The 24,129-nt window shown below is 47.6% G+C and carries 21 protein-coding genes; 11 read left to right on the top strand and 10 right to left on the bottom strand.

Translation table 11 applies throughout. The features are described from left to right. From PP178_RS00585 to murI, 4 genes are all read left to right on the top strand, one after another. Complete coding sequence (locus PP178_RS00585) at positions 1 to 2,622, top strand: BamA/OMP85 family outer membrane protein (protein ID WP_272592365.1); 2,622 nt, start codon at positions 1 to 3, stop codon at positions 2,620 to 2,622. A gap of 97 nt (positions 2,623 to 2,719) precedes the next feature. Beyond that, positions 2,720 to 3,553: an OmpH family outer membrane protein gene (locus tag PP178_RS00580; protein ID WP_272592364.1), complete on the top strand. Its 834-nt coding sequence runs from the start codon at positions 2,720 to 2,722 to the stop codon at positions 3,551 to 3,553. Positions 3,554 to 3,592: 39 nt separating this feature from the next. Beyond that, positions 3,593 to 4,102 (top strand): OmpH family outer membrane protein, encoded by a 510-nt coding sequence (locus tag PP178_RS00575; protein WP_272592363.1) that lies wholly within the window; start codon positions 3,593 to 3,595, stop codon positions 4,100 to 4,102. 74 nt (positions 4,103 to 4,176) lie between these two features. After that, positions 4,177 to 4,965, top strand: coding sequence for a glutamate racemase (gene murI / locus PP178_RS00570; protein ID WP_272592362.1), 789 nt, complete (start codon positions 4,177 to 4,179; stop codon positions 4,963 to 4,965). Positions 4,966 to 4,968: 3 nt separating this feature from the next. Here murI and PP178_RS00565 read toward each other — a convergent pair whose 3' ends face one another. Both PP178_RS00565 and PP178_RS00560 read right to left on the bottom strand, forming a co-directional pair. Then, complete coding sequence (locus PP178_RS00565) at positions 4,969 to 5,454, bottom strand: dihydrofolate reductase (RefSeq protein WP_430974697.1); 486 nt, start codon at positions 5,452 to 5,454, stop codon at positions 4,969 to 4,971. A gap of 14 nt (positions 5,455 to 5,468) precedes the next feature. After that, a complete protein-coding gene (locus PP178_RS00560; protein WP_272592360.1) occupies positions 5,469 to 5,855 on the bottom strand; it encodes a 2TM domain-containing protein in 387 nt (128 codons plus the stop codon). A 71-nt stretch (positions 5,856 to 5,926) separates the two neighbouring features. On the opposite strand from PP178_RS00560, the gene PP178_RS00555 reads away from it, so the two are divergent. Together PP178_RS00555 and PP178_RS00550 are read left to right on the top strand one after the other, a co-directional pair. Continuing rightward, positions 5,927 to 7,009 (top strand): aminotransferase class V-fold PLP-dependent enzyme, encoded by a 1,083-nt coding sequence (locus PP178_RS00555; protein ID WP_272592359.1) that lies wholly within the window; start codon positions 5,927 to 5,929, stop codon positions 7,007 to 7,009. A 166-nt stretch (positions 7,010 to 7,175) separates the two neighbouring features. Next, complete coding sequence (locus PP178_RS00550; RefSeq protein WP_133643508.1) at positions 7,176 to 7,472, top strand: isoamylase early set domain-containing protein; 297 nt, start codon at positions 7,176 to 7,178, stop codon at positions 7,470 to 7,472. Between the two features lie 55 nt (positions 7,473 to 7,527). Here PP178_RS00550 and egtD read toward each other — a convergent pair whose 3' ends face one another. The 7 genes from egtD to PP178_RS00515 all read right to left on the bottom strand — a co-directional run bounded on the left by egtD (position 7,528) and on the right by PP178_RS00515 (position 14,685). Beyond that, on the bottom strand, positions 7,528 to 8,496 hold the full coding sequence (gene egtD / locus PP178_RS00545) for an L-histidine N(alpha)-methyltransferase (RefSeq protein ID WP_272592358.1): 969 nt from the start codon (positions 8,494 to 8,496) through the stop codon (positions 7,528 to 7,530). Positions 8,497 to 8,512: 16 nt separating this feature from the next. Next, entirely contained in the window at positions 8,513 to 9,676 is a 1,164-nt protein-coding gene (egtB, locus tag PP178_RS00540) for an ergothioneine biosynthesis protein EgtB (protein ID WP_272592357.1), read from the bottom strand. 72 nt (positions 9,677 to 9,748) lie between these two features. After that, positions 9,749 to 10,573 (bottom strand): thymidylate synthase, encoded by an 825-nt coding sequence (locus PP178_RS00535; protein WP_272592356.1) that lies wholly within the window; start codon positions 10,571 to 10,573, stop codon positions 9,749 to 9,751. 152 nt (positions 10,574 to 10,725) lie between these two features. Next, positions 10,726 to 12,189 carry a NupC/NupG family nucleoside CNT transporter gene (locus PP178_RS00530; RefSeq protein ID WP_272592355.1) on the bottom strand — a complete coding sequence of 488 codons (1,464 nt, stop codon included), beginning with the start codon at positions 12,187 to 12,189 and terminating at the stop codon, positions 10,726 to 10,728. A gap of 14 nt (positions 12,190 to 12,203) precedes the next feature. Continuing rightward, a complete protein-coding gene (locus tag PP178_RS00525) occupies positions 12,204 to 12,836 on the bottom strand; it encodes a bifunctional nuclease family protein (RefSeq protein ID WP_272593601.1) in 633 nt (210 codons plus the stop codon). An 86-nt stretch (positions 12,837 to 12,922) separates the two neighbouring features. Next, entirely contained in the window at positions 12,923 to 13,891 is a 969-nt protein-coding gene (locus tag PP178_RS00520) for an electron transfer flavoprotein subunit alpha/FixB family protein (RefSeq protein ID WP_272592354.1), read from the bottom strand. A gap of 47 nt (positions 13,892 to 13,938) precedes the next feature. Next, complete coding sequence (locus PP178_RS00515; RefSeq protein ID WP_272592353.1) at positions 13,939 to 14,685, bottom strand: electron transfer flavoprotein subunit beta/FixA family protein; 747 nt, start codon at positions 14,683 to 14,685, stop codon at positions 13,939 to 13,941. Between the two features lie 177 nt (positions 14,686 to 14,862). Here PP178_RS00515 and PP178_RS00510 point away from each other — a divergent pair, with 177 nt between their 5' ends. The 5 genes from PP178_RS00510 to PP178_RS00490 all read left to right on the top strand — a co-directional run bounded on the left by PP178_RS00510 (position 14,863) and on the right by PP178_RS00490 (position 23,340). Beyond that, positions 14,863 to 15,840 (top strand): pyruvate dehydrogenase complex E1 component subunit beta, encoded by a 978-nt coding sequence (locus tag PP178_RS00510; protein WP_272592352.1) that lies wholly within the window; start codon positions 14,863 to 14,865, stop codon positions 15,838 to 15,840. A 144-nt stretch (positions 15,841 to 15,984) separates the two neighbouring features. Further along, positions 15,985 to 18,483: a DUF5686 family protein gene (locus tag PP178_RS00505; protein ID WP_272592351.1), complete on the top strand. Its 2,499-nt coding sequence runs from the start codon at positions 15,985 to 15,987 to the stop codon at positions 18,481 to 18,483. 142 nt (positions 18,484 to 18,625) lie between these two features. After that, positions 18,626 to 20,968, top strand: coding sequence for a sodium-translocating pyrophosphatase (locus tag PP178_RS00500; RefSeq protein ID WP_272592350.1), 2,343 nt, complete (start codon positions 18,626 to 18,628; stop codon positions 20,966 to 20,968). Between the two features lie 78 nt (positions 20,969 to 21,046). Then, positions 21,047 to 22,318 carry an MgtC/SapB family protein gene (locus PP178_RS00495; protein WP_272592349.1) on the top strand — a complete coding sequence of 424 codons (1,272 nt, stop codon included), beginning with the start codon at positions 21,047 to 21,049 and terminating at the stop codon, positions 22,316 to 22,318. A gap of 2 nt (positions 22,319 to 22,320) precedes the next feature. Beyond that, positions 22,321 to 23,340 (top strand): App1 family protein, encoded by a 1,020-nt coding sequence (locus tag PP178_RS00490; protein WP_272592348.1) that lies wholly within the window; start codon positions 22,321 to 22,323, stop codon positions 23,338 to 23,340. Here PP178_RS00490 and PP178_RS00485 read toward each other — a convergent pair. Further along, positions 23,337 to 23,951, bottom strand: a complete 615-nt coding sequence (locus PP178_RS00485) for a deoxynucleoside kinase (protein ID WP_272593600.1) — start codon at positions 23,949 to 23,951, stop codon at positions 23,337 to 23,339. The genes PP178_RS00490 and PP178_RS00485 overlap by 4 nt on opposite strands. Positions 23,952 to 24,129 lie beyond the last annotated feature (178 nt).

The raw sequence follows: 24,129 nt of genomic DNA, 5'->3' as shown, positions 1-24,129 counted from the left end.
ATGACTAAGTACATATCTCTTGAAAACTTCATTACCCTTTTACTCCTCTTAATTACGACCTTCACATACGCCCAGGAGACTTCCTATGAGGACGGTAAGAAATATATCCTTGGTGGCCTTGAGGTGACCGGGCTGCAGAGCTATAACGAGCAGACCGTGAAAACCTATACCGGCTTGAGGGTGGGGGAACCTATAACCCTTCCGGGGGATAAGATCAGTGAAGTGATCAAAAAATTATGGGGGTTAGAACTGTTCTCTGACATTGCTTTCTACATCACTGATGTACAGGGAGACCAGGTATTCCTGGAACTGCAGATCGAGGAGCGCCCTACACTTTCCGCTGTGACCATCAATGGTGTCAAACAGCGTAAAACCGATGAGATCATTGACGATACCGACTTAAAGAAAGGTAAGAAGATCACCAAGAGCCTTATAGCGAATACCAAGAATTACCTGCAGAATAAGTACCGTAAACAGGGCTACCTGAACACCAAGGTAAATATCATCACTGCTAAAGATACGGTAGATACCAATACGGAACGCATGCTCATCAGTGTAGACAAAGGTGAGAAGGTAAAGATCCGCGACATAATAATTGAAGGAAACGAAGAGTTATCCGATAAGCGCCTAAGGAAGTCGCTTAAGAATACCAAGGAAAAACAATTTGGTCGTTTCTGGAAGAAATCAAAATACATCGGGGCCGATTTTGAGGAAGACCTTACTTCCCTGATCGATAAATACGCCGAGAACGGCTACCGGGATGCCCGGGTGCTTTCAGATACCATCATCAAAGTGAATGATAACCTGATCGATGTAAAGATCAATGTAGAGGAGGGTGATAAGTATTATTTCGGGGAAATCGACTTTGTCGGGAATACCGTGTATACGGACCGCCAACTCAGCCAGGTACTTGGAATCAAAAAAGGAGCAACCTATAACGGGGTGCTGCTTCGCAAACGTATTGCCGATGACTCTAAGCCGGATGGGGAAGACCTGACCAACCTCTACCAGAACAATGGGTACCTCTTCTCACAGATCAACCCGGTTGAGGTTTCTGCGGCTAATGATACCATCGACTTTGAGATCCGGATCATCGAAGGAAAAGAGACTTTCCTGAACCACGTCACCGTGACCGGAAACGATAAGACCAATGACCATGTGATCTTCCGGGAACTGAGAACCCGTCCCGGCCAGAAATACAGTAAAGACAATATTATCCGTTCTGTACGGGAATTGGGGCAACTCGGTTTCTTTGATGCAGAACAGATCAAGCCGGATATCCAGAACGCCGACCCCAATTCCGGGACCGTAGACCTGGCTTATAGCTTAGTAGAATCGGGCTCCAGCCAGATCGAGCTGCAGGGAGGATACGGTGGAGGAGGATTCATCGGTACCCTCGGGCTTTCATTCAGCAACTTTTCTATACAGAATTTATTCAATGGGGAATCGTATAAGCCGGTACCCATGGGAGACGGGCAGACTTTTGCCCTGCGCCTGCAGGCCAGCCGTACCTTCCGGGTATACAGTCTTAATTTCTCTGAGCCATGGTTGGGAGGAAAGAAACCGGTCCGCTTTAATATGTCACTTTCCCGTACGCAGCAATTCCTTGCCTCGTACAGCAACAGTGGACGTATAGAAGTGAACAAGGATCAGCAGTTCTCTATTTCCGGGATCTCCTTAGGGCTTGCAAAACGAGTACAATGGCCTGATGATTTCTTTACAGTATCCCACTCGGTGGGCTACCAGTTATACGATTTCCAGAATTACCGTTCCGGTCTGTTTAACTTCGGGAACGGGAAGTCTAACTCACTGGCCTATACTTTTGGGATCTCCAGGAGTTCTGCCGGGCCGGGGCGTATCTACCCGATCACGGGATCTAATTTCGAGATCACGGCGAAATTCACACCGCCATATTCCCTTTTCAGTGACAAGGATTTTGGCGCACTCAAAGATCGCAGTGAAGAACTCAGTGCATTACAGTTAGAAAGACAGCAGCAAGGACTAACCCTTACCGAAGCAGAAAGAAACGAACTTGAGAGCGTAGACCAGGAGCGATTTAACTGGCTGGAATACTACAAGGTAAAGTTCAGCGGGGATTGGTACACCAGGCTGGTAGATAAACTGGTATTGCGGACCAATGTAGAATTCGGTTTCCTGGGGAACTACAACAGTGATGTTGGTAAAGTGCCATTTGAGCGTTTCTTCCTCGGGGGAGATGGTCTTGGACGTAACTTTACCCTGGACGGGCGTGAGACGATTCAGCTAAGGGGATATGAAAACAATTCCCTTACCCCTGTAGATCCCCTGACCGGGCAACAAGAAGGAGGGATAGTGTACAACAAGTACTCCCTGGAACTGCGTTACCCACTTACATTAAAGCCGTCAGCATCTATTTACGGACTGGTATTTACAGAGGCCGGAAATTCGTTCAACAATTTTCAGGAGTTTAATCCGTTCCTGATTAAAAGATCGGCCGGGGTAGGCTTAAGGATATTTATGCCAGCCTTTGGATTATTGGGGATCGATTTCGGGTACGGGTTTGATGAAGACCTTAGGCCACAGTCCACGGGATCAGGTCCTAGTGGTTGGCAGACGCACTTTATCATAGGACAGCAATTCTGATCCTTTGTATCGCCGGGGCGAAAAACCTTAACAGGCTCATTTATAAATAAATACTATTTTTGGCACGATATTTTCTATGTACTAAAAGAATTCAGAAATGAAACAAAAAGTTCTTCTGACATACCTGCTGATTTTTCTCTCCTTCTACGCAATGGCACAGAGGGGTGTTCGTATCGGCTACGTAGACATGGAGTATATCCTTGAGAACGTAGAAGAGTATCGCGAAGCCAATGAACAACTGGCCAAGAAGGTCCAGAAATGGAAACTGGAGATCGAGGAGCAACGCAACGTTGTGGAGCAGATGAAGAAAGACCTGATGGCAGAGAAAGTGCTGTTGACGGACGAATTGATCACAGAACGGGAAGAAGAGATACAGATCCTGGAAAAGGAGTTACTGGATTACCAACAAGACCGCTTTGGACCACAGGGAGACCTGGTGCTTCAGAAACGGATGTTGATACAGCCGATACAGGACCAGGTATTCAACGAAGTACAGCAGATCGGAGCCAATAAAAAGTATGATTTTATTTTTGATAAATCTGCGGATGTTGTAATGTTGTACTCCGAAAAAAGGCACGATATCAGTGACTTGGTGCTGCGGGGAATTGCCAGAACCAGGAAGGTGAGCAAGCCTAAGGAAAAGAAAATAGATCCTAAGCGGATCGCAGACCTCGAGGCCGAGGATGAAGAGGAAGAAGTAAGCGAGGCACTGCAGGAAAGGCAGGACCGCGCGGAACAGGCCGCAGAAGCCAGGGCCAAGACCGTAGAAGACAGGAGGGCCGAACAACAGCGGATCCGCGAGGAACGCAAAAAGGCCTACGAAGAGCGAAGGAAAAAATTACTGGAAGAACGGGAAGCCAGGATCAAAGCACGGGAAGCCGAAAGGAATAAGGTGGAAACTGATAGTACAACAACGAAAGACCCAAACTGAAAATCTTAAAATTAACACTCAAATAGTAAACTAGAAATCATGAAACACGTAATGAAAGTAGCAGCAGTTCTATTGTTTTTTGTAGCCGCTACAGGTTTTGTAAATGCCCAAAGTAAGGTTGCGCATATCAACGTCAACGAACTGTTGTCAGCTATGCCGGAAATGAAGGCAGCACAAGGAGAGCTTAAGAAGCTGCAGGAAACGTACAGGGCAGATATCGAATCTTCCATGACGGAGTTGAAGAATAAATTCACCCAGTACCAGAACGAAGCCGCAGCTAAATCTGAAGAGGAAAACCAGAAGAGAGCCCAGGAACTTCAAGGATTTGAAAAGAATATCGGTGAAGCTCAGCAAGCAGCTCAGCAAGAATTACAAAAGAAACAGGCCGAGCTTTTTGAGCCTATCTCTAAGAAAGCCAAAGCAGCTATTGAAAGGGTTGCAGCAGCACAAGGGTATGACTATGTCATCGATGCCAGTCCGGGACTTGGAGTGATCGTTGCCAAAGGAAAGAACCTTCTTCCTGATGTAAAGAAAGAATTGGGCTTCTAAGAACCCTGATCCCATAAAATAAAAACCGCCAATCATGGCGGTTTTTTTATTTTTACAGGGTACATAAGCATTATATGGATAACAGGCCCATAGGAATATTTGACTCCGGCATAGGAGGGACTTCCATTTGGAAGGAGATCCACGCATTACTCCCTTCGGAACATACCATCTACCTTGCAGACAGTAAGAACGCTCCTTATGGGGAGCGCAGCCCGGATGAGATCCTGGCCCTCAGTATCAAGAATACCGAGTACCTGCTTAACCTGGATTGTAAACTCATCGTAGTGGCTTGTAATACGGCTACCACCAACGCTATTGATCATTTACGGGCTACTTATGAGCTGCCTTTTATAGGGATAGAGCCGGCTATTAAACCGGCAGCATTGCAATCCAGTAGTAAAACGGTCGGAGTCCTGGCTACTAAAGGTACCCTGAGCAGTGCCTTGTTTCACAACACATCTAAAATACACGCCAACGGTATTACCATCCTGGAACAGGAAGGCCGGGGCCTGGTACCCTTGATAGAGGCCGGGAAGGAAAATTCTGCGGAGACCCGTGAATTATTGCAAGAATACCTGGCTCCCATGATTGCGGCCCGTATCGATTACCTGGTATTGGGATGTACCCACTATCCTTACCTGCTCCCCGTACTTAAAGAATTATTGCCCCGGGATGTGCAGATCATTGATTGTGGGGAAGCGGTTGCACGGCAGACCCGGAATATCCTGCAGAAAAATGAAATGCTTGCAGCTGCAGGGCAAGTGGGGAAGCCGGAATTTTATATCAACGCAGGGGTAGAGGTGCTGCGCTCCATATTAAAGGAAGTCCGGGGAGAGATGATTATAGAATACCGCGACTTCTAGCCATCAGTCCCTTTTCCGGGTAAAGGTTCTGTACGTAAAAGGATAAGCATGTCTTTCGTCGGCCGGGTGAAAAACTTCGGTCTCCAGGGTCCATGCGCCGGGATCTATTTCAGGAAAATAAACGTCCCCGTCAAATTCCCCGTGTACCCTGGTAATCTCCAGGCAGTCTGCATAGGGCATACCCATCTTGTAGATTTCCCCACCCCCGATAATATAGGTCAGCGGCTCTGAGGAAGTGAGTTCAAGAGCTTCCTCCAGGGAGTGTACCACCTTGCAATCCGCATGGTCTATTCGATACTCCTTATCCCTGGTGATCACTATGTGGAAACGGTTAGGCAGGGGCTTGGGAAAGCTCTCAAAGGTTTTCCTGCCCATAATGATCTTATGGCCCGTAGTGAGCTCCTTAAATCGTTTAAAGTCGTCCGGTAGCCTCCAGAGCAGCTCGTTATCCTTCCCTATGGCGTTATTATCCGCAACGGCGGCGATCATTGTATATACACCCACTATTCTATTCTTTTATTTACTTGTGATTCCGGGAAATCGGTCTCTATTTCTTTCTGCATACGTGCCAGCTTCTCCCGCTGTTTCCGGACAAGGGTCTCCCGCTGCTTTCTTTCCCAATCGCGGCCCATGAATTTATTCGTAACAAAGACATTGACCAGGTGCACGATAAAAAGGAAGGCCCAGAAGGTGATGGCCCAGATAAACCAATCATATGCTTCCCCGTACTTCAGGATTTTATTGATCAGCACCAGGAAAACACTGCCCACAAGGAATAACACAAAATGCCGGTATAGACGTTTCTTCTGTCGCACCCGGTGTTGGGCGTACTCCAGCTGCTCGTGCTGTTCCTGCGCTATTTCTGCTTCCTTTTTATTTTTGTTGAACATGCTTATCCCTATATTTAATAGCAAAGATAAAGATAATCCAACTCAGCCTTGCGCCCTAATTTCCCTTATACATGATACGAAAGCACTTTCCCGTACTGCAACAATATATCTATGCAAACACCGCGGCCTTTGGGCTGATGTCTGAAGGCTTACAGGAGTGGCGGCAGGATCATGACCTGGATTATTTGGTTGGGGGTGGACGGATGAAGATCGATAGCCTTTCCATCATCTCCGAGACCCGGCAGACCATAGCGAAATTCTTTAATTGTGACCCGCACTGGGTGGCCCTGCTTCCTAATTTCTCTATCGGGCTCAACTTTTTGCTCGAAGGGATAGATAATAAAAATCGGGTTTTGCTCATCGAGGATGATTATCCATCCGTAAACTGGCCTTTTGAGAAACGCGGATTTGCAATTACTTACGTTAAACGGGCAGCAGACCTGGAAGACCGGATCAAGGCATTGCTCGCTGAAGAGAAGACCGATATCCTGGCTCTGAGCCTGGTGCAATGGCTGGACGGACTGATGATCGATATGGATTTTATCAGCAGCTTAAAGAAAAAATACCCGGAGCTGCTGATCATTGCCGACGGCACCCAATTCTGTGGGGCCTTTAGTTTGGATTTCAGCAGCAGCGGTATCGATGTACTGGGGGCAAGTGGCTATAAATGGATGCTCGGGGGCACCGGGAATGGTTTCCTACTGTTGAATGAAAAGATCAGCCAGGGTATCCATCCTAAAGTAACCGGTTTTAACGCTTCCGGAGCCAACCTGGACAGGAAGGATGAAATCCCATTTTCAAGGCAATTTGAACCAGGACACCTGGATAGTCTCTGTTTTGGAAGCCTTAACTTCTCATTGCAATTTTTACTGCAGTTGGGCATGCCATCCATAGAGGCTCACAACAATGAACTGTCCCTGATGGCAAAAGAGGTATTCGGAGCACGCGGACTGCTATCGCAGCAGTTGTTATCGCGTTCCCGGCACAGCACTATTTTCAATATTAACGGGGATGCTGGGCTGTACGAGTTCCTGCTTGCCAATGACGTGATGTGTTCACAACGGGGTGGCGGCATTCGTCTGGCCTTTCATGCTTATAATAATAAACAGGATATAGAAAACATAGCAGACCTTATTGATCGCTACGATAAATAATTGTCAAATCCTGAAATACCTGCTCAAATTTTGAGAAGGCATTTTCATTGCTCATCAAAATTTATTAAATTGATAATTCTCTGTTAACCAATTGTGTATTAAGAGTTTTATGTCTTCATTTGCTCTGCAATTTGAAAACAACCTATATCAATAAATAATATATATCATGGCTATTACAAAACAATACCTTAAGACAAAACCGGTTTGTAAAGTGACATTTACCCTGCCCGCGGAAGACGCTTCTAAAGTGGCAGTAGTTGGAGATTTCAATAACTGGAACCCTAAGGGGAGTGCATTGAAGAAATTGAAGAACGGCAAGTTTAAAGGAACCTTTGATCTTCCTAAAGACAACACCTATGAATTTAAGTACCTGGTAGACGGTGCTTATGTGAATGATGGAGAGGCAGACCGTTACCAATGGAACGATTTCGCGGGTACAGAAAACGGGGTCCTGGAACTATAGTTCAACTACTGAGAAACAAAAAGTAAACGGGGTAATTTCCCCGTTTTTTTGTGCCCTATTTCTTCCTGAAAATATAATTTTTATAGCAACCCTCGGGATCCTCGAACACCTGCCCGGTTGCCAAACCCGCTTCGTCGGCCAGCCATTCAACCGTACGGTGATCGTATTTCTGGGAGATCTCTGTATGTATGCTTTCCCAGGCGTCAAAAGTGATACGCAGGTCTATTTTTTCCAGATAGACGGATTGCTTAATTTTTGAGACCAGGAAACTCCTGGCTGTTCCCGTTTCCGGGTCATAGGCCTCCCAATGCTTAAAATTGTCTGGGTTAAAATTACCGTCTAATTCCCGGTTCATACGAACCAGGATGTTCTTGTTAAAAGCTTCCGTGATCCCGGTGGGGTCGTTGTAGGCATCCAGTATGGTCTGTGGATCCTTCTTCTGGTCAAAGCCGATAAATAACAGGTCTTCCGGCCCTATCAGCCTCCTGATCCCTTTTAAAAACTCGATGGCCCTGGAATGAAGCAGGTTCCCGATATTGGAGCCTAGGAAAAGGATCACCTTCCGGTTCTTTACTTCTTGCAGTTTTTCCAGTACCTCAAAATAGGTCCCTTCCATGGGCTGTATATCCACGGCTGGTAATTCGTTCCTGACAGAGGTCTGCAATTGCCCCAGTACGTTGCCGCTGATATCGATGGGTAGGTATTGGAAATCAGCCTGCTGTTGCAGTAATTCTTTCAGTAATATTTTTGTTTTCTTCCCGTCTCCCGCTCCCAGCTCTATAAGGTTAAAGGGTTTCCCTTGCTGTGAGAATTGTCGGCAGATATCCTGGGCGTTGGTCTCCAGCAAGCGGAATTCACATCGGGTCAGGTAATATTCCGGCATTTCCATGATATCCTGGAATAATTGGTCCCCTGCCTTATCGTAAAAATATTTGGAGGAGATGTGCTTAGGGTAATCCGTCAGCCCTTTATAGACATCTTTTTCAAATGCCGTCTTCAGTTTAGATATGGTATGTTGTTGCATTCTGTTCTCTATAATGTTATCGCGCAAGCCGTAGCCCCGTATACTGCCACCGCAATTTTGGGTGGAAGAAATTCCGATAGGTATGCCTGCTGTGTTGCTCAGGGGTCGCCACGGATGCACCCCGAAGCACCTTTTGGCTAACCATGAATTTTCCGTTATACTCACCCAGTGCTCCTTCGGCCTTTTTATAACCCGGGTAAGGGAGGTAGGCGCTTTCTGTCCATTCCCAGCGCTTGCCCCATGGAAAATACTGCTGTCCGGCTTCCCATTCAAACTCCGTCGGCAGCCTGCAGCCTTTCCACTGTGCAAAGGCAAAGGCCTCATAATAGGAGATGTGGGTCAGAGGAGCATCTGGCTTAACCCGTTTTAAGCCTTCCATAGTGTAGGAATGCCATTGCCCGTCTACCCGGTGCCAGTACTGGGGGCAATTCACTTGTTCTGTATTCACCCAGTCCCATCCTTCGGCATGCCATTGACTGAAGTCTTTATAGCCGCCGGCAGCCATAAATTCCAGGTACTCCCCGTTGGTCACTAATTTATTAGAGATCTCATAAGAGTGAAGGTACACCTTGTGCCGGCCGAGTTCGTTGTCATAACAGAAGTCATCTCCCTGGTGCCCTATCTCGTAAATTCCTTCATCTATGGCTATCCAGTCCTGTTGGTGGGTCTCAGCCTCGTTTTCCATCGGGAAGGTGGCATAGGCGGGCAGAAGGGGGTTATTACCCAGGATGTATTTAATATCCGTCAACAGTAATTCCTGGTGCTGCTTTTCGTGGTGGATGCCGATCTCCATCAGTCCGTTAAGTTCCGGCTGGAATGTCTCCTGTTCCAAGAGTTCGCTGATGGCCCGGGTCACATGTTCCCGGTATGCATAGATCTTCTTTACGGAAGGGCGACTTAAATTGCCGCGGTTGGCGCGGACCACCCTTTTCCCCATACTCTCGTAATAGGAGTTGAAAACAAAAGAAAAATCAGGGTCAAATTCGGTGTAGCCTTGGGCGAATTTCTTAAGAATGAATTCTTCAAAAAACCAGGTGGTATGTCCCAGGTGCCACTTAGGAGGCGAGACATCCTCTATGGGTTGCACCACGTAATCTTCGGTCTCCAGGGGAGCACAAAGCGCTTCGGAATGCTTCCGGGTTTCTTGGAAAAAGCTTAATAAGGTGTCGGTTGCAAGCATAACTTCTGAATCTTCTTAAAGTTAAGAATTTTCTGATGTTCACTTGGCGCTCTATAAATTCATAGTTGAACGCTAAACGGCAACCTTCCCTTTGATGGCCGGGTGTGGGTCGTAATCCTGCAGGCTGAAGTCCTCAAATTTAAAATTGAAAATATCCTTGACCTCCGGGTTCAACACCATTTTAGGTAATGGGCGTGGATCCCTGCTCAGTTGTAATTTGATCTGTTCCAGGTGATTGCTGTAAATATGGGCATCCCCGAATGTATGGATAAAATCCCCCGGTTCCAGGTCGCAGACCTGGGCCAGCATCAACGTAAGCAAAGCGTAAGAGGCGATATTGAAAGGAACGCCCAGGAAAATATCAGCACTGCGCTGGTAGAGCTGGCAGGATAACCGGCCATCAGAGACATATACCTGGAAAAAAGCATGGCAGGGCGGGAGGGCGGCCTTACCGTCAGCCACGTTTTCTGCAAAGGATACGGAGGTATCCGGCAACACCCCGGGATTCCAGGCCGATACCATCATCCGCCTGCTGTCCGGGTTAGTCTTCAGCGTATGGACCAGGTTTTTGATCTGGTCTATTCCGTCCCCGTTCCAGTTGCGCCATTGGGCGCCATATACCGGGCCAAGGTCCCCGTTCTCATCGGCCCATTCGTTCCAGATGCGCACCCCGTTCTCCTGCAGGTAGCTGATATTGGTATCTCCTTTCAGGAACCAAAGTAATTCGTGGATGATCGACTTCAGGTGGAGTTTCTTGGTGGTCACCATGGGAAAGCCCTCATCGAGCTTAAACCGCATCTGGTATCCAAAGACGCTGAGGGTGCCCGTACCCGTCCGGTCTTGTTTAAAACTTCCATGTTCCAGTACGTGCTTCAGTAGGTCGTGGTATGCTTTCATAGGATAACGGGTATTAGTGATGTTCAGGTTTGCCGGCATAGGAAGCCGGGCTAACGGGGCTAAAAATAAGGAATAGCAAAGCCTTTTGGGATAAATAGCCGGGGCTAGTTATCAATAATTATTAACGAGTAAGAGGTAGCCAGTATAGTGGCTTATCCAAGTATCATCCCTGCGATAGTTGCGGATAGAAGTGATGCCAGGGTACCGCCCAATACGGCACGCATTCCGAATTCGGACAGCAACTTCCTTTTACCCGGGGCCAGGGAACCTATCCCCCCGATCTGTATCCCTATAGAAGCAAAATTGGCAAAGCCGCAAAGCATATACGTAGCCATAATGATCGATTTGCTGTAGGTAAAATGGGTCCCCGAGCTCACGTCTTTTAAAGAGGCCAATTGGATGTAGCCGATAAATTCGCTCGCGGCTAATTTGATTCCCAACAGTTGCCCCATCAGCATAATATCTTCGGTATGTACCCCGATCAGCCACATCAGCGGTGAAAAGATCACCCCGAGGATGGCCTCCAGGGAAAGCTGTTCAAAGGAGGAGTTGCTGGCAATCCAGCCATTCAGTGCGGTTACATCTCCAACCCAGCCCAGTATGCCGTTGATCATGGCTATAAAGGCAACAAAAACTAAGAGCATTGCACCGACGTTTACAGCCAGTTTAAGTCCCTCGGTAGTTCCGTTGGCTATGGCATCCAGGAAGTTGGAGCCTATTTTTTCATCGGATACGTGTATGTCTGTATCTATGGGTTCGGTCTGTGGGTATAGGATTTTGGAAACAATAATAGCACCGGGTGCTGCCATTACGGATGCCGCTAACAGGTGGCGAGCAAATTCCAGCCGCAGGTTTTCGTCGGTACCTCCAAGGAAACCAATATATGCCGCGAGCACACCCCCGGCTACGGTGGCCATTCCCCCGATCATGACCAGCATGATCTCTGACTTGTTCATTTTTTCCAGGTAAGCCTTGATCAGCAGTGGTGATTCTGTCTGTCCAAGGAAAATGTTCCCGGCAACAGAAAGGCTCTCAGCTCCGCTGATGCCCAGTGATTTGGTGAGCATCCATGCCAGGGCCTTAACAATTTTCTGTACCACACCGAGGTAAAATAAGACCGAGGTCAGCGCAGAGAAGAAGATGATGGTAGGCAGGATCTGGAAGGCAAAAATGTACCCTATACTGGGGTTATCCACATCCAGCAGGTTCCCGAGCAGGAATTCACTTCCCACCAGGGTGTAATCCAGTATATTGACAAAGAACTGCCCTATACTGCTGAACAGTAATTGAACGTAATAGACTTTTAATACACCTATAGCCAGTAATAACTGTATTCCCAGTCCTATCCCGACGGTCTTCCAGTTGACCGCCCTTCGGTTGGCACTGAAAATAAACGCCAGGCCGATAAGAGCCAGCATACCTAACATTCCACGACCGAGGGACTCCACGGTAAAGCCCTGGTTGGGTACGGCGGCAGAGATCTTGGTGCCTTCATCCTGCAAGACAGTAATACTGTCCGTGGCTTGTGGGAGTGCATCCTGCACCAAGGTGTCCTGGGCGCAGATGGGTAACAAAAAGACAAAGAATAACAGTGTAAGCCAGGCCCTTGGATTCATAGAGTAGGTGCTAATTATCGCTTGCGTTTGGAAATTTCGTCGCGAAGTTTGGCCGCTTTTTCGTAGTCTTCCCCGGCTACGGCCTTATCCAGTTCCCGGTGTAATTCTTCCAGGGACATTTCTTTATATGGGGCTGAGGAGGCCGAATCAATTTCGACCGTTTCCCCTTCCTGCAGGATTTCATCTACGACAATACTGTCGTCTCCTTCTTCCTTTTCTTTATCCTTGGAAGAAAATTTCAGGAAAATACCTGCTTTATCCAGGATGGTCTTATAAGTAAAAATGGGAGCGTTGAATCGCAATGCCAGGGCGATGGCGTCGCTGGTCCGCGCATCGATGATCTCTTCGATCTTATCCCTTTCACAGATGATGCTGCTGTAAAACACCCCGTCAACAAGCTTATGGATGATGACCTGCTTTACCACGATATCAAAACGATCTGCAAAATTCTTAAATAGGTCGTGGGTAAGGGGGCGGGGAGGTTTGATCTCCTTCTCCAACGCAATCGCGATAGACTGTGCTTCAAACGCACCAATGACAATTGGCAGCTTTCGATCACCCTCCACTTCATTCAGGATTAGGGCATATGCCCCGTTCTGTGTCTGGCTGTAGGAGATCCCCTTTATTTTTAACCTTACTAAACTCATATCCATCAATACAACATTGGGGCTGCGTCAAACTTCCGGGAAGCCCGGAAGTTTGCAGTCCCTTAAGGGGCACAAATTAACAAAAATTAAGCGTTTTGTGCTTTAAATTCCTTTAATTTTTCGATGAGTTTAGGTACTACTTCAAAGGCATCTCCGACGATACCGTAGTCCGCAGCCTTAAAGAAAGGAGCTTCGGGATCATTATTGATCACTACTTTGGTTTTAGAAGCACTGACCCCGGCCAGGTGCTGGATAGCCCCGGAAATTCCTATGGCAATATAGAGGTTGCTGGCAACCGGCTTCCCGGTCTGTCCAACGTGCTCACCGTGTGGTCTCCATCCCAGGTCAGAAACCGGCTTGGAACAGGCCGTGGCAGCCCCCAGTACATCGGCCAATTCTTCGATCATTCCCCAGTTTTCCGGTCCTTTCATTCCTCGTCCCGCAGATACGACGATCTCGGCATCAGCAATAGTGGCTTTCCCGACCACTTTATCTACTTCTACAGACTTAACACCAAAGGCGCCATCTTTTAATTCAGGGTTAAATACCTCTACAGTAGCATCGGTAGGGTTCTCCTTAAGTCCGAAGGCGTTATTAGAAACGCCGATAATGCTTGTGTCTGCCTCTAGTTTGGTAAGGGCAAATCCCTTGTTACTGAATGCGGTTCTCTTGACTACGATTGGGTCAGTGCTTTCCGGTGTAGCGACCACGTTAGGGGCATAGCTGGCTTTCAGCATTCCCGCCAACAGACCTGCCATGTACTTAGAATCCGTGCTTGAACTCAGGACAATGACCCTGGAATCTTCTTTAGAAGCAGCCTGGGATACAGCCTGGGCGTAAGCCTTGGCGTTAAACGTCTTTAAATTATCATCGCTCACCTTTAGTACCTTGCTGACCCCGTAGGTCCCCAGTACATCATTCTCTTCGTTATTAAAAGAAATAGCGGTGACGGTAGTGCCCAGTTGCTGTGCTACGGCATAAGCGTAGGAAGCAGCCTCGAGAGCGTGTTTCTTGAATTTACCTTGTTCAGATTCGGTATAGACCAGTATAGACATAATGTATTGTAGTGTTTTAAGCCGGCCCCTATAGGCCCGGTATATTTTTAGATTACTTTGGCTTCGTTGTGCAGCAGTTCTACCAGTTCGCCGACATTGTCCGCGTCTACCAGTTTTACTTCTCCCTTGGGAGCAGGTTTCTCAAAACGGACTTCCTCGGTGGCTGCTGTGGCATCTACAGGATCAACCACGTTCAGCTTTTTCTGCCGGGCCATCATTATACCTCTCATGTTCGGGATCCTCAGGTCACTTTCCTCAACCAGGCCTTTTTGCCCCCCGATGATCAGTGGCAGGCTGGTGCTTACCTTTTCTTTACCCCCGTCTATCTCCCGGACAGCCGTGGCGTTGTTGCCATCTACTTCCAGGTTAATGCAGGTGTTCACGAAATTCATGTCGAGCAGGGCAGCCATGATCCCGGGCACCATTCCGCCGTTGTAATCAATAGACTCACGTCCTGCGATCACCAGGTCATATTCTCCTTTTTTTACGATATCCGCCAACTGCCGGGCTACAAAGAACCCATCAGTAGGTGCGGCGTCAACCCGGATCGCCTCATCAGCACCGATAGCCAGGGCTTTCCTGATGGTCGGCTCTGTACTGGCTTCGCCTACGCTGGCCACATGCACGGTAGCGCCTTGCTTTTCTTTAAACCACATGGCACGGGTAAGGCCAAATTCATCGTTGGGGTTAATAACGAACTGTATGCCGGAAGTATCAAATTTGGTGTCGCCTTCCGTAAAATTGATCTTGGAAGTTGTATCGGGTACGTTGCTGATGCAAACCAGAATTTTCATGTACGATAGTTTTTTATGTATGGCCGCTAAGATAGCCAATAATTTTGAAATTTACTATGCGTGCATAGTAAATTAACTTCTTTTTTTTAGTGGCTTCCTCGGCGTATTTGGGAGATATTTTTCTATTTTTGTTCGCATTCTTAAGAAACAACATTTTTAAAGCGTCCGCACAGAAAGATGAAAACATTACAGTTTAGAGAAGCCATAGCCGAGGCGATGTCGGAAGAAATGAGAAAAGATGAATCCATCTACCTTATGGGAGAGGAAGTAGCCGAATATAACGGTGCTTACAAGGCTTCTAAAGGGATGTTAGATGAATTTGGACCGGAAAGGGTGATCGATACCCCTATCTCTGAGCTCGGTTTTGCCGGGATCGGTGTGGGGTCTGCCATGATCGGGAACAGGCCTATCATAGAATTCATGACCTTTAACTTTGCCCTGGTAGGGATAGACCAGATTATCAATAATGCGGCAAAGATCCGCCAGATGTCCGGGGGACAGTTTAACTGCCCTATCGTCTTCAGGGGTCCAACGGCTTCAGCAGGTCAATTAGCGGCAACGCATTCACAGGCTTTTGAAAGCTGGTATGCCAACTGCCCTGGACTTAAAGTTGTGGTACCTTCTAATCCCAAAGACGCAAAAGGTCTTTTAAAAGCTGCGATCCGTGATGACGATCCCGTTATTTTTATGGAATCAGAGCAGATGTATGGTGATAAAGGCGAAGTGCCGGAGGATGAATACACTATTCCGATAGGTGTGGCTGACGTTGTTCGCGAAGGTAGCGATGTGACCATCGTTTCTTTCGGGAAAATCATCAAGGAGGCGCATAAAGCCGCTGATGAACTGGAAAAAGAAGGAGTGAAATGCGAGATTATCGACCTTCGTACGGTTAGGCCGATGGACCACGATGCCATTCTGAACTCAGTGAAGAAAACAAACAGGTTAGTAATACTTGAAGAGGCCTGGCCTTTTGGGAACGTCGCCACCGAGATTACTTACCAGGTGCAATCCAAGGCATTCGACTTCCTGGATGCGCCTATCATAAAGATCAATACAGCCGATACACCGGCGCCGTATTCACCGGTTTTACTGGAAGAATGGTTGCCTAACTACAAAGATGTGATCGCTGCGGTTAAAAAGGTAATGTATAAATAACAGCCATCCGCTGTAAGGAATCTAAAGCTTCGTTGACCTAGGGTGAACGGGGCTTTTTTTTTGGAAAGTTTTAGCCATCAACCCGCAGCTATGCTTTACTTTTGATCCTTCCCGGGAGGACCAGCTATTCCGTCCCCCATAATTATGAAAAAATCGCTATTCTGTTTCCTGCTGTTGCTAAGCTCGGTCTCTGCCTTTGCCCAGACCAAGGTGGCGGGTATCGTAAAGGATGAGGGAGGTGCGGCCGTGGCCTTTGCCAACGTCCTCTTTTCCGGTTCCCGGGAAGGGACCATCACCAACGATGATGGCCGGTTTTATTTAGAATCGGATTCGGATTACGATTCGCTGCAGGTATCCTTTATCGGCTATGCTACCCGGGAGATTCCCCTGCAGAAAGGAGCAAATTACGACCTGGAAATCATTCTCGAAGAAGGTGGGGAGCAATTAGACGAAGTGGTGGTTTATGTAGGGAAGCAGTCAAAGAAAAACAATCCCGCCATTGACATCCTGAAAAAGATCTGGGCCAAGAAACGGATCAACGGGCTCCGCATGTTTGACCAGTACCGCTATGATAAATATGAGAAACTGGAGTTTGACCTGAATACCATTGACAGCTCCGTGATCAAGAGTAAGTTGTTCAAAGGGATGGAATTTGTTTTCCAGGACCTGGATACTTCCCGTATCACCGGGAAGACCTACCTGCCACTCTTCCTCAACGAAACCTTTTCCAGGGTGTACGGGGATAACGAACTTAATCAGGAGAAGGAGGATTTACTGGGGAGCAAGAATTCCGGCTTCAGTAACAACCAGGCGATCACCGCCTTTGTAGAAGACCTGTATTCGGATTACGACATCTATAACAATTATCTCAAGTTCTTTGATAAGAGCTTTACCAGCCCACTCTCCAAAACCGGGATAGACACCTATAATTACGTGCTCGCAGACAGCGCTTATATAGGCGATAAATGGTGTTACAATATTGTATACTACCCAAGGCGGAAGAACGAGCTTACTTTTAAGGGCGATTTCTGGGTGAACGATACCACCTTTGCTATCAAGAAGATTAACCTTGAAGTGACTAAGAGTGCCAATATTAACTGGGTCAAGGAGATTTACATAGAACAGGATTTTGAAGTATTGAATGATTCTGTTTTCCTGCTGGAAAGGGATTATATGCTGAGCGACTTCAGCCTGAGTAAAAAAGAGAAGTCGAGAGGCGTATATGGCAAACGGACCACGGTTTATGACAACTACGTTTTTAACGAGACCAAGCCCAACGAATTCTATGCCCGTAAGACCGACCCTTACAACCCCCTCATCTTTGAAAGAGACAGTGTATTCTGGGCTAATAACAGGCTGGAATCGCTCAATAAGGATGAAAAGGGAATCTACGAATTGCTCGACACCCTGAAAACGGTACCCCGTTTCAGAACCTATTATGACATTGTCAGTATACTGGGATCTGGTTATGTGGAGATCGACAAGTGGAATGTGGATATTGGGGACTTGTACAGTACCTTCGGTTATAATGATGCCGAGGGCATCCGCGTCAGGGCAGGGGCACGTACCTATTTTGGGCAGAACGATCCCTGGAGGTTGGAAGGATACCTGGCATATGGCCTCATGGATCACAAGGTTAAACATGGATTCTCAGCCAAATTTCTGCTCGACCGTGAAACCCGCCTCATTATTTCAGGAGGCAACCGAAGGGATGTGGAACAGCTGGGACTCAGTCTGACCGCGACTAATGATGTTCTAGGCCGCAGCGTGGCTTCTTCTTCGGTATTTACCGTGGGCGCTAACAACCGGCTGACCAGTATTAACCTCACTACCCTCAACCTGGAACTGGAGCCATTGCTCAACTTCCGGATGCGTTTTGGGGGGTCTTTCAGGACATTAGAGTCTGCTCTGCCCGATGCCTTCAGCCTGGAGTACCTGGACCCGGATGCACCGGGTGGCATTGCATCTGATATAAAGCAGTTTGATATCACTACCACTCTCATCTATACCCCCGGGAAAAGAACGATAGGGTACGGGGTAGAGCGACGGGATATCAACGATACCTACAGCACCCTGCTCTTAAATTATACCCAGGGACTGGAGGGTTTCCTGGAAAGTGACTTTAACTACAGCAAGCTGCAGTTTTCATATTCCCAACCCTGGCAGCTGGGCGGTATCGGTAGGTTGATGTCTACAGTAGAAGTTGGGAAAACCTTTGGAGAAGTACCCTTGGGCTTGCTCAATATTATCCCGGGGAACCAGACATTTTTTACCCTGTACAATACCTTCCCTAACCTGGATTTTTACGAGTTTGTGACCGACACCTATGCGTCCCTGCACCTGGAACATAATTTTAACGGGCGGTTATTCTCCAGGATCCCTTTCCTGAGGAAGGCCAACCTCCGCGAGATTGTCGGTCTCCGGGGGGTCTGGGGCGATTTGTCTGAGGCCAATAAAACCCTCAGCAGCCCGGCCAATATCCCCCTGATGGCACCGGATGAAGCAGTGTATTGGGAATACTCCTTTGGGGTGGGAAATATCTTCCGAATCTTCCGCATCGATTTCAACTTCCGAGGCAATTACCTCGACCAGCCTAATGCCCGTCCCTTTGCCATTACCGGCACCTTCGGCTTCAGTTTCTGATCTGCTTTCCCGCCTAAAAGTCGAACTCGCAGCTATCACTGTGCAAGGCATTTGCAGCTTTGTGGCCGGAAATTTAATGTTTTATATTCTAATCGGTTTTACTACATTAGCCCACATTAAAACCAAAAAATAACTAATCAACATGGAAAGTTTTGTGAATTTTTTGCCTGCCTTCGGGATCCTGGGCTTGCTATTTGTTATTGTTAAAAATGCGTGGGTCTCCAAACAGGACGAGGGCGATGCGAAAATGTCAAGAATTGCCAAAAACATTGCCGACGGGGCAATGTCTTTCTTAAAAGCCGAATACAAAATACTATCAATATTTGTACTTGCCGTAGCTGTACTCCTCTACTTTAAAGGAGAAGCGGAGAGCGGGTCTCACGGTATGGTTGCCGTATCTTTCATCGTCGGAGCGATCTGCTCTGCACTGGCCGGGTTTATCGGGATGAAAGTGGCTACCAAAGCCAACGTAAGAACTACACAGGCCGCCAGGACTTCCCTTGGGAAGGCCCTGGAAGTTGCCTTCGCCGGGGGATCTGTTATGGGTCTCGGGGTAGTAGGCCTGGGTGTACTTGGACTGAGTGGATTGTTTATGATCTACCAGAATATCTGGGAAGGCGCAGAGAATGTACCCCTGGTACTGAATGTTCTTTCCGGTTTCTCTCTGGGTGCTTCTTCTATTGCACTTTTTGCCCGTGTAGGTGGAGGTATCTATACGAAGGCGGCCGATGTTGGAGCCGACCTAGTTGGTAAAGTTGAAGCTGGGATCCCTGAGGATCACCCCCTCAACCCCGCTACCATCGCTGATAACGTAGGAGATAACGTTGGTGATGTTGCCGGGATGGGGGCTGACCTGTTCGAGTCTTATGTGGGGTCTATCATCGGTACCATGGTACTGGGAGCCTATATTTTTACACCGGATTTTGGCGGACTGGGAGCAGTTTATCTGCCTTTAGTGCTGGCCGCTTTTGGGATCGTAATGTCTATTATCGGTACTTTCTTTGTCAGAGTTAAAGAGGGAGGAAATCCACAAACCGCATTGAATATAGGGGAATTCGGATCTGCTGGTTTAATGGTGGCCGCTTCTTATTTCATTATACAGGCGATGATCCCCGAAACTGTAGAAGGTCTGCCTTTTGGTGCCATGGGAGTTTTCTGGGCTACGATCGCCGGTTTGGTTGCCGGCTTAGGAGTAGGGAAGATTACTGAATATTATACAGGAACCGGGAAAAAGCCGGTCAACAATATTGTAGCACAATCAGAGACCGGCGCCGCGACCAATATTATAGCCGGCCTGGGGGTTGGAATGATGTCTACCGCAGTGCCTATCATCCTGATCGCTGCTGCCATCCTGGTGTCTCACCACTTTGCCGGACTTTATGGTATCGCAATTGCTGCAGTAGGGATGCTGGCTAATACCGGGATACAGTTGGCTGTAGATGCTTACGGACCTATCTCGGACAATGCCGGGGGTATTGCTGAAATGGCCGAACTACCAAAAGAAGTAAGGGAACGTACCGATAAGCTGGATGCTGTTGGAAACACCACTGCGGCTATCGGGAAAGGATTTGCGATCGCTTCTGCAGCATTAACCGCACTGGCGCTATTTGCAGCGTTTATGAAGGTGGCAGGTGTTACTTCTATAGACGTATCACGCCCTGATATTATGGCCGGGCTGTTGGTCGGAGCCATGCTGCCATTTGTATTCTCTGCATTATCCATGAATGCTGTAGGTCGTGCCGCAATGGCCATGATCAACGAAGTACGTCGGCAGTTCAGGGATATTCCCGAGCTTAAGGCTGCACTGGAACTGATGCGAAAGTACGATTCAGATATCTCTAAAGCTACCCCGGAAGAACAAAGGATCTTCCACGAGGCAGATGGTGTTGCCGAATACCAGAAGTGTGTGGCAATTTCCACCAATGCATCGATCCGTGAAATGGTACTGCCGGGCATCTTGGCCATCGCTGTACCTGTAGCGGTTGGATTCCTGGGAAGCGCTGAAATGCTGGGAGGCCTGTTGGCAGGTGTAACTTCTGCCGGTGTACTTATGGCCATCTTCCAGTCTAATGCCGGGGGTGCCTGGGATAATGCTAAAAAGATGATAGAAGCAGACGGCCGTAAAGGTACAGATGCTCATAAAGCGGCTGTTGTTGGGGATACCGTTGGAGATCCTTTCAAGGATACTTCTGGTCCTTCCCTGAACATCCTTTTAAAATTAATGTCTGTAGTGGCCCTGGTCATCGCGCCGAGTATCGCTGCAGGTGGTGATGTGGCTACGGTAGAGGCTGCCCCTGCTGTTTATGAAATTGCGCCGGCCGATGCTGCCGATGCTGCAGACGAGCAGGCCATCCGTTATGAAGATGCCTTGGAAACAGAGGTGACCGAGGAAACGGAAATCGCTGAAGTGGCCATACAGGAAAAAACAGCTGTGAAAACAGCGGTAGCGTATACCGAAGTTGTAAAGACTTCAAAGAAAAGCTAAATACGTTTAGTATCGTTTCAGTCAAAAAAACCCGCAAGACAGCTTGCGGGTTTTTTTATAAGCTGTATCTTTTTTCCCATGTTGAACTATGACGATCTCATCATACTGGGCATCTCCTTTGGCCTTGGGATGCTCAATGGCCTGCAACGGCAATCCGAGGACGACCGGATCGCCGGAGTGCGGACCTTTACCCTGATCGCCATTTTGGGTACCATCGCAGGGTTTATGTCTCGGAACCTGGAAAATCCTTACCTGATCCCATTCTTCGGTTTGGCGATTACCGCCTTCCTCGTGATGGGTAATGTGATCAAGCTGAAGAAGATCGCCGAAGCCAGTATAGGGCAGACTACGGAAGTGGCTGCCCTGCTTATGTATGCTATAGGCGCCTACCTGGTCATGGGAGACCAAACCATCGGGGTACTGATGGGAGGTGGGATGGCTATCCTGCTGTACGTGAAAGAACGCTTACACGGACTCATAGAGCGGCTTAAGGATAAGGAGCTCAGTGCAATCATGACTTTTGCGGGGATCTCCCTGGTAGTCTTGCCTATTTTGCCTAACCAGACCTACGGTCCTTTTGATGTATTAAATCCCTATAATATCTGGCTGATGGTGGTGCTCATCGTGGGCATCAGTGTGGTCGGTTATTTCATCTATAAGTTTGCAGGGAAGAAAGTAGGGGTCATTTCTAATGGCGTACTCGGTGGTCTTATCAGCAGTACGGCCACGACGGTTAGCTATTCCAGGAAGACCAAAGAGGCTCCGGATGTGGGCAAGGTAGCTGCCTTCATTATTACAGCGGCATCTGCGATTGCCCTAGTCAGGGTTTTGGTCGAGGTGAGCGTGGTTGTCCCGGAAAAATTAGGGGGACTCATGACACCTATCCTGGCCGAATTTGTTATTATGACCGGGCTTTGTATCGGGATGTTTTACCTGATCAACAAGGAAACAGAACAGGATGAAATGCCAGAACCCTCTAACCCCGCTCAATTTAAAAGCGCATTGGTTTTTGGCCTGCTCTATGCCCTTATCCTGCTGGCAGTGGCCTTCGTTAAAGAAGAATTTGGTAATAATGCCTTGTATGTAGTCTCGATCATCAGTGGACTTACAGATGTGGATGCCATTACGCTGTCGTTGTCCCAGCTGATGAAAAAAGGGAGCCTGGAAGTAGAATCGGGCTGGCGCCTCATCCTCCTCGCATCGCTTTCTAACCTATTGTTCAAAGGAATAATGGCAGCCGTTCTCGGGAGCAGGGAGCTCATAAAGTGGATTTCTATTACCTTTGGTATATCTATCGCCGCAGGTCTGTTGATCATGTGGCTCTGGCCCGAATCCTGGCACTTCTTTTAAATATGATATTTAAGAAAAAGCAAGACCCGCTACAGATAATCGCATTCCAGACTTATGGGACCAACCGTCATTTCTACGCTAAGGGTCGTGCCCTGGAAGATGAGAATATAGACCTGTCCAATAAAGGTTTCTGGAAACTGCTGATCAATACATGGAAGCGATTTGAAACGGATGAGGTAGGAGACAGTCCTATAGATATTCATTTGCCGAATGGCAAGGTGATAAAAGCCAAGACAGATGCAGATGGCTACTACCTGGCTGATGAACAGTTAGAGGACCTGGAAGAATTGACCAATGAAGAAGGATGGCTGCCCTACGAGGTTTCCTATGATATTTCACAGGTAGATGCAAACCGGATCAGGGAAAACCGCTTCCCTGGAGAGATACTTATACCGCCTGCGACAGCAGAATTCGGTGTGATCAGTGATATTGATGACACCATACTGCACACCGGGGTGGTTTCGTCATTGAAGTGGCAGGTGATCTTCAACACCGTTTTTAAAAGACCGGAAAAGCGTACCCCATTAGACGGCGCTGCAAAATTTTATCACCTCTTACACAGGGGTAAGACCGGGGAGGGATCTAACCCTATATTTTATGTAAGTCATAGTCCCTGGAACCTCTACCGCTACCTGGAATTGTTCCTTAAGGAGCACAATTTTCCCAAAGGCCCTATATTATTGAGGAGTTTTAAGAGTTTCCTGAACCGCAAAAAAGTCGTAGAGAAGCCACAGAAACAACGGGAAATCCTTAATATCCTGGAAACTTATCCAGAACTTAATTTTATTCTCATTGGGGACAGCGGGGAGCATGACGCAGATATTTATATTGAGATCGCCGAGGCCTACCCGGACAGGATACTCGCTATTTACCTCAGGAGTGTAAAGCACCGTAAGCGAATGCTCAGGGTTAAAGGGCTGTTTAAATCGTACGAGACCGTGCCCGTATTACTGGCAGAAGACAGTAAGCAATTATTTGCACACGCTTATGAAAAAGGGTTTATCGCAGATCCCGACCATTAGAAAAGTCCGTGGATCTCTGCGTCGATCTTATTGATCACGAACCCGAGATCTTCCGGTTCATCCACGAAATTCAGGTTATCCACATCCATAATGAGCAGCTTGCCTTTGGCGTAGCTCTGTATCCATGCTTCGTACCGCTCGTTAAGCCTGCTTAGGTAATCAATAGAAATACTGTTTTCGTAATCCCGGCCTCTTTTGTGGATCTGGTTCACCAGGTTGGGGATAGAACTCCTTAGATAGATCAGCAGGTCTGGTGGCTGAACAAAGGTTTCCATCAGTTCAAATAAGCTGGTGTAATTATTAAAGTCCCTGTTGGTCATCAGGCCCATAGCGTGCAGGTTGGGAGCAAAGATGTGCGCATCCTCGTAAATGGTCCTGTCCTGAATCACACTTTTACCGCTTTCCCGGATTTTCAGGATCTGCCGGTAGCGGCTGTTCAGGAAGTAGATCTGCAAGTTAAAACTCCACCGTGCCATACTGGTATAAAAATCATCCAGGTATGGGTTGTCCACCACGTCTTCAAACTGGGCGTCCCAGTTATAATGTTTAGATAATAACCTGGTCAGTGTGGTCTTCCCGGAGCCTATATTTCCTGCAACTGCAATATGCATGGCCATGTAACGATTAAGGGTTATGCGTTGTTCTGATAAAGGGACACAATATACAAAGTATCCGGGGTTCCCGAAAAAATAGTCGCGGAAATGCGCGTATGAAAATCTAAGGATCAAAATTTTTATTTCACGGTCAAATACGTACTTTTGTGACTGCGAATTGAGAGGACGGATTTGA

This window comes from Zeaxanthinibacter sp. PT1, assembly GCF_028464225.1.
GTDB lineage: Bacteria > Bacteroidota > Bacteroidia > Flavobacteriales > Flavobacteriaceae > Zeaxanthinibacter.
This window is presented reverse-complemented; position numbering and strand designations above follow the sequence as displayed.